Source organism: Rhodoferax lithotrophicus, assembly GCF_019973615.1.
Taxonomy (GTDB): domain Bacteria; phylum Pseudomonadota; class Gammaproteobacteria; order Burkholderiales; family Burkholderiaceae_C; genus Rhodoferax; species Rhodoferax lithotrophicus.
In genome coordinates, this window is record NZ_AP024238.1 from 2786257 (window position 1) to 2799716 (window position 13460).

General features: G+C 55.3%; 13 protein-coding genes. 9 read left to right on the forward strand and 4 right to left on the reverse strand.

Annotation, left to right across the window (positions count from 1 at the left end; translation table 11 throughout):
- The 4 genes from LDN84_RS12835 (at nucleotide 1) to LDN84_RS12850 (ending at nucleotide 4832) form a co-directional block, all read left to right on the forward strand.
- The gene (locus tag LDN84_RS12835; RefSeq protein ID WP_223903850.1) at nucleotides 1-1236 is read left to right on the forward strand and encodes an NAD(P)/FAD-dependent oxidoreductase; all 1236 of its coding nucleotides are present in this window, start codon (nucleotides 1-3) and stop codon (nucleotides 1234-1236) included.
- A 390-nt stretch (nucleotides 1237-1626) separates the two neighbouring features.
- On the forward strand, nucleotides 1627-2742 hold the full coding sequence (locus LDN84_RS12840; RefSeq protein ID WP_223903851.1) for a DUF262 domain-containing protein: 1116 nt from the start codon (nucleotides 1627-1629) through the stop codon (nucleotides 2740-2742).
- Nucleotides 2732-3859, forward strand: coding sequence for an AAA family ATPase (locus LDN84_RS12845; RefSeq protein WP_223912978.1), 1128 nt, complete (start codon nucleotides 2732-2734; stop codon nucleotides 3857-3859). Before LDN84_RS12840 ends, LDN84_RS12845 begins: the two co-directional genes overlap by 11 nt.
- Nucleotides 3860-3866: 7 nt before the next feature.
- Nucleotides 3867-4832: a hypothetical protein gene (locus tag LDN84_RS12850; protein ID WP_223903852.1), complete on the forward strand. Its 966-nt coding sequence runs from the start codon at nucleotides 3867-3869 to the stop codon at nucleotides 4830-4832.
- Between the two features lie 410 nt (nucleotides 4833-5242).
- Here LDN84_RS12850 and LDN84_RS12855 read toward each other — a convergent pair whose 3' ends face one another.
- From LDN84_RS12855 to LDN84_RS12865, 3 genes are all read right to left on the reverse strand, one after another.
- Nucleotides 5243-5470 carry a PIN domain-containing protein gene (locus tag LDN84_RS12855; protein WP_223903853.1) on the reverse strand — a complete coding sequence of 76 codons (228 nt, stop codon included), beginning with the start codon at nucleotides 5468-5470 and terminating at the stop codon, nucleotides 5243-5245.
- 66 nt (nucleotides 5471-5536) lie between these two features.
- The gene (locus tag LDN84_RS12860; RefSeq protein WP_223903854.1) at nucleotides 5537-6856 is read right to left on the reverse strand and encodes an ImmA/IrrE family metallo-endopeptidase; all 1320 of its coding nucleotides are present in this window, start codon (nucleotides 6854-6856) and stop codon (nucleotides 5537-5539) included.
- A complete protein-coding gene (locus LDN84_RS12865) occupies nucleotides 6849-7289 on the reverse strand; it encodes a hypothetical protein (protein WP_223903855.1) in 441 nt (146 codons plus the stop codon). The genes LDN84_RS12860 and LDN84_RS12865 overlap by 8 nt, the downstream gene beginning before the upstream one ends.
- Before the next feature lie 419 nt (nucleotides 7290-7708).
- Between LDN84_RS12865 and LDN84_RS12870 the strand changes: the two genes are divergently transcribed.
- Both LDN84_RS12870 and trhA read left to right on the forward strand, forming a co-directional pair.
- Nucleotides 7709-8494: an alpha/beta fold hydrolase gene (locus tag LDN84_RS12870; protein ID WP_223903856.1), complete on the forward strand. Its 786-nt coding sequence runs from the start codon at nucleotides 7709-7711 to the stop codon at nucleotides 8492-8494.
- A 299-nt stretch (nucleotides 8495-8793) separates the two neighbouring features.
- A complete protein-coding gene (gene trhA, locus LDN84_RS12875) occupies nucleotides 8794-9438 on the forward strand; it encodes a PAQR family membrane homeostasis protein TrhA (RefSeq protein ID WP_223912981.1) in 645 nt (214 codons plus the stop codon).
- A gap of 67 nt (nucleotides 9439-9505) precedes the next feature.
- Here trhA and LDN84_RS12880 read toward each other — a convergent pair whose 3' ends face one another.
- Nucleotides 9506-10042: a flavin reductase family protein gene (locus LDN84_RS12880; protein WP_223903857.1), complete on the reverse strand. Its 537-nt coding sequence runs from the start codon at nucleotides 10040-10042 to the stop codon at nucleotides 9506-9508.
- A gap of 269 nt (nucleotides 10043-10311) precedes the next feature.
- Between LDN84_RS12880 and LDN84_RS12885 the strand changes: the two genes are divergently transcribed.
- From LDN84_RS12885 to fliD, 3 genes are all read left to right on the forward strand, one after another.
- Nucleotides 10312-11847 (forward strand): multiheme c-type cytochrome, encoded by a 1536-nt coding sequence (locus LDN84_RS12885; protein ID WP_255610320.1) that lies wholly within the window; start codon nucleotides 10312-10314, stop codon nucleotides 11845-11847.
- An 82-nt stretch (nucleotides 11848-11929) separates the two neighbouring features.
- Nucleotides 11930-12367, forward strand: a complete 438-nt coding sequence (locus LDN84_RS12890; RefSeq protein WP_223903859.1) for a tetratricopeptide repeat protein — start codon at nucleotides 11930-11932, stop codon at nucleotides 12365-12367.
- 197 nt (nucleotides 12368-12564) lie between these two features.
- Nucleotides 12565-13341 (forward strand): flagellar filament capping protein FliD, encoded by a 777-nt coding sequence (gene fliD, locus LDN84_RS12895; protein ID WP_223903860.1) that lies wholly within the window; start codon nucleotides 12565-12567, stop codon nucleotides 13339-13341.
- Nucleotides 13342-13460 lie beyond the last annotated feature (119 nt).

Genomic DNA, 13460 nt, shown 5'->3' on the forward strand with positions numbered 1-13460 from the left:
ATGAGCGCAGCCATCGTCATCATCGGTGCCGGACAAGCTGGCGTGCAAACCGCCGAGGCCTTACGCACAGGCGGCTTTGCGGGCAGCATCACCCTGCTGGGCAACGAGGCCTACGGCCCCTACCATCGCCCGCCGCTGTCCAAAGCCTGGCTGGCCGGTGAGATGGACAGCGCCCAACTCGTCATGCGTGCGCCCGAGATGCTGGCACGCAAAGCCATCGAGCTGCGCACCAACGTCACCGTCAGCGCCATTGACCGCACTGCAAAACTGGTCACCCTGAGTGATGGCAGCAGCCTGCCCTACACCGGCCTGGTGCTGGCCACCGGCTCCACGCCACGCCGCCTGCCGCTGCCCGGTGGTGATGCCCAAGGCGTGTTTGCGCTGCGCTCGCGCGATGATGCCAGCGCCATTGCCGAGCGCATGGCGGTGTGCATCGAAAAACAATTACCCGTCATCGTCATCGGCGGTGGCTTCATCGGGCTGGAAGTGGCTGCCACCGCACGCAAAAAAGGCCTGAGCACCACCGTGCTGGAAGCCGCCCCGCGCCTGCTCGGCCGCGTGCTGGCCCCGGTGCTGTCCGACTGGTATGCCAACCTGCACCGCAGCCACGGCGCAGCGCTGGTATTGGATGCACGCATCGCCGCCATTGAGACCGACGCGCAAAACACCGTCACCGGCGTGCGCATGGCCGACGGCCAGGTCTACCCCGCAGGCCTGGTGGTGGTCGGCATCGGCGTGGCCGCCAACGACCAACTGGCCCAAGCTGCTGGCCTGGAATGTGATCGCGGCATCGTCGTCGATGCCTGTGGCCACACCAGCGACCCGGCGATCGTGGCCGCAGGCGACTGCACCGCCCGCCGCCTGCCAGACGGCAGCCTGCTGCGCCTGGAGTCGGTACAAAACGCCACCGAGCAAGGCAAATCCGCCGCCGCCGCCCTGCTTGGCCTGGAAAAACCCTTCACCGCCACACCCTGGTTCTGGAGCGACCAGTACGACAAGAAGCTGCAAATGGCAGGCTTGTCGATGGGCGCTGACCAATGGGCGGTGCGCGGCGATATGGCGGCTGGCTCGTTCAGCGTCTACCACTTCAAAGGCGAGCGCCTGCTGGCTGTGGACAGTGTGAACGCCAGCAAAGACCACCTGCTGGCGCGCAAGCTGCTGGATGCAGGGGTGTCACCTACGGTGGCGCAGGCGGGGGATTTGGGGGTTGAGTTGGCGGGGTTATTGGTCAAGTGAGGCTGGGGCAAGGGCTGTGGAGTGCGTTTGGCATTCACAGCTTTTTTTGATATAGATATCAGCCTATAGCCCTTATAGAATATGCGTAAGCAGCTATTTACTTAATAGCGTTTTGATGCCATAACGCCGCGCTCCTGCAACCCAAAATTCCATACGCAGCTTCACTGTAACGCTGGCAGAGATTGGGCCAATGGACTAATCTCTGGTGGTGATGTGTTGGTTTTCTATGCTTGCTGAGGATCAACGAACTGTAGGTCTGTTGCTGATGTAATCCGCAGTGGCGGCTTGACCAAGCGCTCAGATAAATATGCAACCAATCTCAGGTGACACTTCCGGTGTGGCACTTCCTATGCCAGAATCGTCGGCGGCTTGAGCTTGTACGGAGTATGCATGGCAATCAACACTATCAACAATAAACCGACTAACGAACAGGCCGAAGAAGTCCTTGATGGATACGAACCCCCTGCTCCTGGCGGCTGGGAGGGTTATCCGCTGGACGAGTTGGCAATCCGGGATGAACGCCGGACAACATCAGATGTTGTCCGGCGTATTAAGAATGATCGATTCGTCCTCGATCCGGATTTCCAGCGAGGGTTCGTTTGGGATAAAGACAAGCAAAGTCGACTAATCGAATCGATTCTTCTACGTATTCCTTTGCCTGTTTTCTATGTGGCGGAAGACAAAGATGGGCGGCTGATCGTGGTGGATGGGCGGCAGCGCCTCACCACGTTATTGCATTTTCTCAACAACAAGCTTGCTCTCCAACTCAAAGACAGACCAGAACTGGACGGTAAACGCTTCGATGGCTTGGACGTGCGCTTACAGAATCGGGTGGAAGATTGCCAGCTACTTTTTTACATCATTGATCGATCAGTGCCTGAGCAAGCACGACTAGACATTTTTGAACGAGTCAACGGCGGCGAGGTGTTGAGCCGCCAGCAGATGCGCAACGCCCTGTACAACGGTCCAGCAACCACGTTCCTTCGCGAAGAGGCCGAAACAGCACTATTCCGTGCGGCTACGGGCGGCAGTCTCAATGCAGGCAAGATGCAAGATCGAGAAATGATTAATCGGTTCTGTTCTTTCCGGCTGCTGGATCTGGATGTCTACAGAGGTGATATGGACGAGTGGCTTGCCAAGGGCTTGGAATTCATGAACAAAGCCAGTTCGGAGGAATTGGACAAGTTACGTAGCCGATTCCGACGAGCAATGACGAACAACCATGTCGTATTCGACCGTCAAGCATTTAGAAAACACTTAAGTCAAAACCAGAGGCGGAGTGTCCTTAACGCCTCTCTGTTCGACGTAATGAGTACCGGCCTTGCTAGGTATTCCGAATCCAGAGTGCAGGAGAAGGCTGAAGTGCTCAGGCAAAACTTCTTTGAACTTATGGAAAACGATGAGTTCATCAAGGCCATTACCTATGGCCCCAATGGTCCTGGCCAGGTACGTACCCGTTTCCGGATCGCGAACTCTATGTTTAGAGAGGTGTTTGATGCTGCGTGAAATACATCTATCCAGCTTCAAGTGTTTCGACACCTTGGACTTACCCCTGGGGTCACTTACCCTACTGACTGGGGTGAATGGCGGCGGTAAGTCCTCTGTCATGCAGGCCCTAATGCTGTTGTCTCAGACTTTTAGCCAGCAGGAATGGGGGAGCTCCTTGCTGCTCGAAGGCCCCGGTCTGTCCTTGGGCAATGTGGCAGATGTGATCAACCAGGACTCTGCACGTCGTAGTTTGGCTATGGGTATTACCACCGATGAGCAGAAGGTGAAGTGGTTGTTTAAGGCCGAGGATCGGCGGGCACTATCCATCGAATTAGAGCAGGTGGAAGTGAACGGAGCGTTGGTTCCTTTAGGGACCGCCACGCGCTGGCTGATGCCCCCAGACGAAGCAGCTGCCTCGCCTGTCATCGCGGCCCTGCGACACTTGAGTTGGATTACCGCCGAGCGAACTGGTCCCAGAGAATTGCTACCATTGAGGGTGGCTGATGGTCATGCTCGTGTAGGCCATCACGGGGAAATGGCTGCTGGTCTCTTGTATTGGCGTGGCGAGGACGAAGTAAATTCGGCTATGTGTTTGCCCGATACGCCCCCCACGTTGTTCCATCAAGTCCGGGGGTATATGCAACGCTTTTTCCCCGGTTGTGACCTCCGTGTTTCTCCTATAGATGGAGTGAGCGCCATCAGCTTGCGTTTGCGTTCCGACTCCCGCTCTGATTTCCAGCGTCCACAAAACGTAGGCTTTGGCCTCACTCAACTTTTTCCAATCATCGTTGCCTTGTTAGCTGCTCAGGCTGATGATGTGCTGCTCATTGAAAACCCGGAAGTTCATCTCCATCCGCGCGCACAACAAGAGATTGGCATGCTACTAGCGGAAACAGCTGCCAGCGGAGTGCAGGTAATATTGGAAACGCACTCAGACCATGTTCTCAATGGCGTACGACTAGCCGTGAAGCAGAAAAAACTCCCGGCGGCGGACGTTCGCGTCCACTTTTTCTCCCATCGGCCGGGTCAAGCCGCCGCCCCCGAGTCCCCAATGATGGATGATGACGGACGGCTTGATTCATGGCCGGAGGGATTTTTCGACCAATTCGATATCGCCCTTTCTGAATTGATGTAGGACACCCATGGATGTGATTCTCGACGAATCCAGTCTTGCTCCTTGTGATGGCTGGAGTCCCTCCCAGCGCATCCAGACCATGGCATTGACTCTTAAGGCACTAGATCAATTGGGATGCGCACGGGTTTTGCGTTCCGTGCGTACCGCAGCCGACGAGGATATTGGCCAAGGACGCGGATTGCGAGGATGGTGCTTCGACAAGGAAACCAATCGCGATGCGGGAATGTTCATTGCCCAGCGCCTGGGTAAACAGCCGTTCATCGATGGAGCAGACGGGCTGTTCGCTGCGGTTGAAGGCGAGCGCGCCATAGAAGGTAGCGTACGCGGCGTTACGGTCGTTGGCCTGGCATTCGCCGCGATAACCGGCAATGCCAGCGTAGCTCTCGGAAGCACAGAGTTGCCTCGCTGTGAGTCTGTCGAAGTCGATCTCACTACGCTTGATGTTGAAGAAAATATTCAAGAGGTAGTCCAAGTCTGCTGTGTGGTGACCGAAGATGATGTTCTCGGGCAAAGTGGACCAATCAAGCTGGGCATCGAGGGTTCAGTAGTTGACGGCCACCAGTTGCTTGCGCGCGCCTGTGAACTATTTCCTCGGCTGCACTTCGGCCCTAGGGCTGTGGAGCAGATTGGTGCGCTTACAGGAAGCGAACCAGTATTCCACCAATTATTCCGTCATCTTCGAGCTTTGGACCAGGGCGCAGCATCATGGCCGCCTGATACACCATATTCCCCGGCTGGAGCAATCACATGGAGCCGAGAGTCCAATGCTACGCTTAATCATGGGAACCATGGTCCTCTGCGCGATTTTTCCATGCCCAATGGCTTCATACCACGTCGCTGGAGCGACCATACCAAGCTAAGTGGTGGCACTGGTTTCCGACTCTATTTCCACCCTGAAAGGACAGAGGAAATGGCCGTGGTGTTGATTGGGTATTTCGGAGGCCACCTGCCAACCGTCCGATTTGGCAGTTAGTTGCTGTAATAGTCCGGCAACATACATCACCCCTCCTCTGGTGCTGGTAAAGCCAGTCGTGTAATTGCCATCTCAAACAACCGATTTGCTCGTGTAGCCTGTCATGCCGGTTTCGGTGCAACCCCACCATTTGAATGGCTGGGATGCCAAATGAATAGCCGACTGGTGGTCTGATTTCCAATACTGAGTTTGATGAAATCAGTACCACATTGCCAACCTCCCAGCCTATATTTAGACGACTGTTTTAGAGGAGACCGGAGAACGCGAACCACGCCGCCCGCCTGATACCGCATAACCCGATTTCAGACCGATGTCTTGAATGTTTTAGGCCAGTAGTACTTATGCAATATGCGCAAGCAGCTACTTAAACAATAGCATCCAAACTCCTAAAAATCACTTCCCCGCCCCAGTCACGAGAGCCTGAAATCTGCCAGCAAGCTGATTTGTCCCTCATGCCGGGCTTTGTTGTAGTAGCACTCATCGGCAGTGACCAGCACAGCGCCAGGGGTGTGCAGTGCCACAGCGTGGTACAGCGTGTCAAACAGGTGGTGCTGATAGCGCAGGGCCAAGTCAAGGGCGGTGGCATAGGTTTCTGGACTGGACAGGGTGCGGTGGCTGATGTCCAAAAAGTCCAACAAGTCGTCCTGCGCGTTGGACGGTAGAAGTGAATTGGCCTGAGCAGAGCCCCAAATAGAACTTGGCGATCAGGCCGCCATTCGATACGGCATGCCCCCTGTCCAATGCTGGTGAATGTAGCCATTGTTGAGCAAAAGACTTGTTACCGTCTGCTCGCTGATGTTGAACTCGGTGGAGGCTTCTTCGATGGCATATGAAGAAAAATCACTGCCCAAGAAGGATGTCAATGCATCGATGGGGCAAAGAAACTCAGCGGCAAAAGCGCGCTGGTACTTCTGACGGGAAGTCGCCAGGTCGGTTGATGCAAGCCAGCGCGCTTCGCAAGTTGAGGGACGCAGGTACTCGCCCAAGAAGCGTGCCAACTCGAAGCGTTTCCCGGCAGGGCTGTGCCTGCGCGGAACGAACTTCAATTGGTGATCATTCATCGGCATCGCAACCGCGACTGGCGACCGTCCTGCTGGCGCGGACCAATTGGCAACGGCTTCACTGCTCATGCCAAGCAGGTCATGCAGACTGCGGTCAGAAACTGGGGCACTGACATTGCCCATATTGTGACGAAGCGCACGAGCGTCATGAATCGCGCGCTCCCAGGGTGCCCCATGGTCCAGGTGATCAATGCTGTCAGGCGATATCTCGGGAGTACCAAGAATTCCGTCAGCGCTGGCCAGCCGCCCAATGACTGCCAAATCTGGGGTTGCTCCCGACGCGGAAATCGCCGGTGCCAGTTCTGACAGCGCCACATCTCCGACCTGGCTCTCCCACTGCAGGGCGGCGTTCAGCGCTTGTTCCGGGCACTCTTCAGGGTCGAATCCCAATTCGGCTTCCAGCTTCCTTCGGCGAACCGCCTCGGGATCTGCGAGATCTTCCTGCACGATGGCCCACAAGTGCGCCAGACTCGACCCAGCGAGCTGCTTGGCATCCAAACGTGCCAGCACGCTGTGCATAAAGCGCTCGACGCTCTGCTGAAAGCCAGCCAACGTGATGAGTTTCGGCGTCTCCAGCGCTTGCAGGTACTGAACCGACTGGTCTGGCGTTGTCGACGCCCCGGCCCAGACGTGAATCGCCTCACCATCGGGGACAAAGATGACGCGCGGCCAGACGAAGCCATGATTGGCTGCACCGAGTTCATGAACCATGCGCCAGTCGTTGCCAGGCTGCTGCGGTGGCAGAGGCTCATGATTGAGACGCCACCATGAACTCGCAAACCACATAGCTAGCGGGTAAGCAGACACGAAGACATTGTCACGCACGGTTTCCGCCCAGATATCCTGGTTCCGGGTTAGGCTGATGTTGTCAACAGACATGTCGATCAGGGCGGCTGTGGCTGTGACTTCCGGCTCTCCCGATGCCGCTGCCATCCACTTCGCGTTGATGCGCAACTCAGCCATTGATGAGCTCCCAACGACGAATCACTTCCTGCGACAGCGGGTCAGTTTCGGGCATGGGGTAGCCGTGGTAAGTCCCCAAATCGGGGTTTTCAAGCTGCGCCTCCATGGCAAAGCCGTTGTCAGTGACTGACCAGACGTTCCTCGGCCAGTCTCCTGCCATCCGCTCGCTCACAAGGCCCTTGCGCAGCCCCGCGCGCAGCAAATTTTCTGCTTCGTCACGTTTAAAAATCTTAGCGATATCACACAGCGATTTCCCTTGCCGTGGATCGGAAGGCGGCGTGAGTCCAAAGTCGCCGGGGTTCTTCTTGTGCTCTGGGTTGCCGCCATAGCGAGCACGATTGGCTAACTTCCCAAGCTCGTCCTCGCGAGCTTCCGCTTGAGCTGGCGTAAGTAGTTTTCGTTTGGGATTGAATTGGGCGTAGCGACGTTTCATGGTGTGGAGGGCGAATAATCGCCGGTTCACAGTTTACCTGCTAGCCCAATGGTACTTGCCGAACGCCCACTGTGTAGCGGTAAAGTCAGACCCCAGGTCACTCCCATGGGATCTCAGTCGTCTATGGGTCTTCAGAAGCCCATCGCATCAAGATTTGTGGAAGGCCGGTTGTGGGTTTTTCGGACGCTCACCGCCTTGAATCTGCGTAATAAATCAGCCTATAGACCATGAAAATTCAGCGCAAGCAGCTATTCAAAGGCAGCGCTCCTACTGCCAGAAATGCCATCATTGATGGTCAAACAACTGTCAAAGGTCATTCACTCATGCAGAAACTTATAGCGTCATCAAGAGGTGTAACCCTCTGGACCCAATCATTTGGGAGGCCTGAAAACCCCTCGGTCTTGTTGGTCATGGGGGCGATGAACCAGGGGATTTTCTGGCCGGATGAATTCTGCGAAGGGCTGGTTGCGGCGGGCTTTTACGTGGTGCGTTATGACCACCGTGACACGGGGAAATCGTCAAGAATTGATTTTCAAACCAACCCCTATGACCTCCATTCGTTGACAGATGACGCGGTTGATGTGATTCGCAGCTACGGGCTGGGTCGGCCTACGGTGATTGGTCTATCCATGGGCGGTTACATCGCGCAACTGCTGGCGACAAGCTATCCTGATGTTCTGGGCGGCATGGTGCTGATTTCATCAACAGCCGACCATCGGCCCTACATGGCGGCCACGATGGGCAAGAGCACCGCGGGCTTTTCACTTCCCGGCCCTGAACAAAGCTACCTGGACTGCGTGATGGCAGCCAGTGTGAACCCACCGCAAACGCTGAGCAGCATCTTGCAGAGTATGAGCGAGGGCTGGAGGGTGACCTATGGCGGGCCGCGCCCCTACCCCAAGGTGCAAGTGGAGCGTGCCTTGCACCTTGCGCTGCAACGCGCTCCTGACATCGCAGCCGCTTTTCACCATGGCTTGGCGGTTGCCGCTTCACCCGACCGTTTGCAACTGATAACCCGCATTGCTGTACCCACGTTGGTTGTCCATGGACGATACGACCCGTTGCTGCCACTCGCGCACGGGCAATATCTGGCATCGAACATCAAAAACGCTCAGTTTGAAGTCCTTGAGATGGGGCATTCCTTCATGTGGTCATGGGATAGTGAAATCCTCATGCGTGTGCTGAAGTTCATGCGGTCCAAGTGATTTTTGCAGTCATAACCGATGACGGCTTTCAGGCTTAGATGCCTATCACATCAAGATTCGTTGAAGGTAGTTGCTTTACGCGTGTAGCCCCCTATTCAATGGTTGCCAGTAGCTACTCGCCAAACAGTAGCCTTTTGTATTGCCTCACAACGCTCTACGACCTAGCGAGTCATCCAACTTTGGGGCATCACACGGGGTCACGATGTGATGATTACCGCGTGCTTGCCATTGATGCTGCGCAAGCACAGTCGTGATCAGCTATTCCCTTGGGTATCCCAATGAAATATCGACCATGCACAATGCGCCGCATGAGCAAACGTCCGCAATCCTTGGGCGAGGAAATCGCCAACAGTGTGAGTCATGGTCTGGCTTGCATTGCCGCTGTGGTCAGCGTGCCTTATCTGGTGGCATCGGCCAGCCACCAGAATTCAGCCAGTTTTGTTGGTACCCTTGTCTTCGCCGCAACCATGGTGTTGTTGTACTTGGCATCAACGCTGTACCACGCCATGCCAGAAGGACGTACCAAACGTGTTTTCTGCAAGATTGACCATGGTGCCATCTACCTCTTTATTGCGGGCACCTACACACCGTTTGCCCTGGGGGCCCTCCATGGTGCCTGGGGGTGGAGCCTTTTCGCCGTGGTGTGGTCACTGGCGGCCATTGGTGTCACGCTGAAGGCCTTTGACCGGCTGTCGCACCCGTGGCTGTCCACGGGGCTATACCTTGCCATGGGTTGGCTGGTGGTTGTGGCAGCGGTACCGTTGCTTGAGCGTGTGCCCCTGCAAGGTGTGATGTGGCTGGTGGCTGGCGGGCTGGCGTACACGGTAGGCGTGATTTTCTTCGTACTCGACTCGCGCATTCGCTACTCGCATACCGTCTGGCACGGCTTTGTGGCCATGGGCACCATGTGCCACTTTGTTGCCGTGCAAAGTTACGCCGCTTGACGAAACGCACCACCAAAAACCACCCAGCGAACCCGCCGTGCCACGGCGGCGCACGCAGAAGACACGGCTACTTCATCTTCGACGGCAAGCGAATCACCTCACCCGCCACCATGAACACCCCGCGCCCCCGGTGGTGCAGCGTCTGGGGGTTCTTGCAGGCCGGGTCCAGCCAGGCCTTGAACACTTCCAGAACAAAAAAGTTGTAGCGATTCACCAAGCGCGTGTCCACTACTCGGCAAGCCAGGTTGGCATAACACTGGGCAATCAGCGGAACCTCCATGTCATCGGCTTTCACGGGTGTCAGGCCAAAGGCTTCAAATTTATCCACCTGGTCGCCGTGCGTGTTGCCACAGCCCACCACCTGTGCCGCCAGCTCGGCGGTGGGCACGTTGAGCACACATTGGCGTGTGGCTGTCAGGGCTTTGAAGCTGAAGTCGTTGCCGCTGACGACGCAGCCCACCAGCGGTGGCTCGAACTCGATCATGGTGTGCCATGACAGAGGCATGACGTTGACTTTGCCTTTGTGTGCGGTCGTCATCAGCACCACCGGCCCCGGCTCCAGAATGCCGTAAACCTTGGACAGGGGGTAAGAGCGCTTGGTCATGTGGGAGCCTCCATACAAGTGATTCTGCGCCAATTCGGAGAGAGCGTGAGATCGAAAAGGACGTGATCAGCTTTGTTTTTTGAATTTATCAGCCAGTTGAAACGATGAACGCCCATGCTTGAAAACGGGAATCGCGCATTGAGTTCCAGCTAGGAAATTAATATTTTCAATTTTCTTAATCTGTCATAACTTTCACGAAATTTTGTGGGGAACTTTTCAAATCATCGTCCATAGAATCCGGTGTCACTTTGCCCAACGAAGGAAAAATCATGTTGCGAAGAGTTCAATTTGGTTCACATTGGCTATGGGTTTTCGCCTGTCTTTTTGCATTGGTTTTTGCAGGATCAGCATTTGCAGCTGGCACTCCTGCCAAGAAAGTCAGCCTGGACAAGAGTCAAGCGGTACCTGATCGCATGAATAAAAAGTCTGCAGCCGAGGCAGCCATTGGCAAAAACTGCCTTTCCTGTCATGACAAAGAGAATGACGCAGGTACCTACGGCGAATGGAAAAAAAGCACTCACGCATCGAGAAATGTCGATTGTTATGACTGCCACAAAGCCAAAGAGGGTGAAAAGGCCGCCTTCAAACACGAAGGTGCCTTCATTCAAGTGGTTGTGACACCCCGTACCTGTGCCAATTGCCACGAAGCCGAGGTGGCACAGCAGCAACGCTCTCACCATGCCAAAGCTGGCAACATCCTGGCTTCTCTGGACAATTTACTGGGCGAAGTCATCGGTGGGCCTGCTGCGGTGAACGCTGGCTGCCTCCAGTGCCACGGCAGTACGGTGGCCCTGAATGAAAAAGGGCGCCCCACTCCACAAACCTGGCCGAATACGGGCATTGGACGGATCAACCCTGATGGCTCGTTGGGGTCATGCTCCTCCTGCCATGCCCGTCATAACTTTTCAGCGGCTCAGGCACGCACACCAGAAACCTGCGGCAAGTGTCATCTGGGGCCAGACCACCCACAACTGGAAATCTACAACGAATCCAAACACGGCATCCTGTACCGTGCCAACACCAGCAAGATGAACCTGGATTCCAAGAAGTGGGTTGTTGGAGATGACTACACCGCCGCACCAACTTGTGCCACATGCCACATGAGTGCAACAAGGGAACAAAAAGTGACACATGACGTGGGTGAACGTATTTCCTGGACACTGCGGCCTGCGGTTTCAACCAAACTCAATATGATCCGTTTGAGCAATGGTGATGAGTTTGACCAACCCGAAGGTAAGCCACTTCCGCAAATCGGTGACGAAGTCAAAGGTGCCAAAGTCACCCAGATCCTGACGTGGAAACAGCGCCGCGACAAAATGAAAAACGTCTGCAGCACTTGTCACAGTGCCAATACTGTGGCGGGACACTACAAACAGTTTGATGATTTGGTCGAGCTGTACAACGACAAGTACGCCAAACCGATTGCAGCAGTAATGAAGGAGCTTGAAGACAAGGGTTACCTGACCCGCGAACCGATGGATGCCAAGATCAAATGGACATGGTTTGAAATCTGGCACCACGAAGGTCGGCGTGCGCGTCACGGAGCGGCCATGAGCGGGCCTGACTACACCTGGTGGCACGGTATTTACGAGGTCAGCCAGAACACCTACTTCAAGTGGATTCCTGAACTTAAAGAGGTGGTGCGCCAAAAAGACGGCAACGAAAAGTTTGCCGATGAACTTCTGGACAAATATTTCAAGCCAATCGCCGGGCATGACTGGTTCTTTAATGGCATGGGTAAAGATGCCATTGAAAAAGTTCGAAAAGGCTACGAAGAACGATACGGAAAAGGTTCCTTGAAGTGATCCTGGCAAGCAACTGACCCATCAACGGCTCTACTTGATAGAGCCGTTTTTTCACCCCATTCTTCCAAGGACTTCAGCCATCATGCCAATCCATTTACGAGAACGTATTTTCCTGGCTTGCTTCACATGTTTAAGTGCATGTAGCCTTGTTTCAGCGCAAGTTCTTCCCCCTACGGAATTGATCAAAAAAGGCGACTCTCTGTGGGCTATCGGCCAGCTTGATCTGGCTCAAGAAACATTTAAAGAAGCCGTTAAAGCCGATCCCAAGTCTGTAGCGGCCTGGATGAAATTGGGCGGACTCCAACTCTCGCGACAAGAGTTCAAACTCTGTATTGAAACTTATCAGCATGCCATCGGGCTGGATGCAAACAATACCAAGGCTTGGTTAGGTTTGGGCTTTGCATACCTGCACACTGGCAAAGACGATCTTTCCATGGCCGCGTTCAACGAGGCTATCCGCACCGATCCAAGTACCAAGGAAAAACTGGCTTCGGTCATGGCCAAGCTTGGCTCGCCTTAACTTGGTCATGGCCAATTTTGAAGCTGGGCTGTCAGCCGTTGGGCTTGCGAGGCCAAGGACCCGAGAAACAAGTCTGCCCTGCGTTTGGGCTGTATAGGCATCTATTACCCAAGCAGGCCGGTGCAATCTTCTAGCCAAGACACATGGCGAGTGCTACAGTGCGCTGGAACCACCCAAGAAAGCCGCAGGGTACGTGCATGAACATCTCTGACATGACCAACTCGGTCAAAGCCTACGCCATGCTGCGCGGCCAATCTTCCACGGCGACGGCTGCAACCAGTTCATCAACCACCGCCACCGACTCGCTCAGCCAAGCCTTCTCGCAGGCTGACAAGCGGGTTCAGCAGCAGTTGGATGTCACCAGTGCCCAGTTGTCCTCATTTGGCAAACTCAAATCAGCGTTTTCGGATGTGCAGGATGCCGCCAAAGCCCTGAGCGCCCCCAAAGCCGGTGCCACCGATGCCGACATCAGCCAAGCCGCCAGCAACTTTATCAAAGCCTTCAACGCCACCCTGAAAACCACCCAGACCAGCCCGAGCCAAGCCACCTCCGCCCAGGAAATCATTGGCGCACGCCGTGCACAAACCGATTTGCGCCGGGTGCTTGGCAGCGACAGCAGCTTGAGCAACAGCCTCAAAGGTGTCGGCATCACCCAGCAATCAGACGGCAGTTTGAGCCTGGATACCAGCAAATTCCAGTCGGCGATCAAAACCAATGCCGCAGACTTGCGCGCCACCGTTACCAAACTCGGCCAGCAAAGCCAGGCCGTGGCCACCCGCGAACTGGCCGACAACGGCAACCTGGGCAGCGCCCTGAAAACCCTCACCACCCAGTCGAACAGTTTGAAAGCCCGCCAGACCGAGCAACAAGCGGCCCTGGCCTCCCTTCAACAATTCGCCAGCCAACAAAACACCGCTTTCAGCAGCAACAATGGTTTGGCCGCCTACAACAGCATTTACACCAGTTTTAAATAAGAAATTGGCCTGTAGCGCTCATAAAACAAGCGCAAGCAGCTATTTAAATAATAGCATTTATGACGAAAATCAGCATATTCCGGCACACCGTGCCCGGCCTCCCCTGATACTCAGCGTCC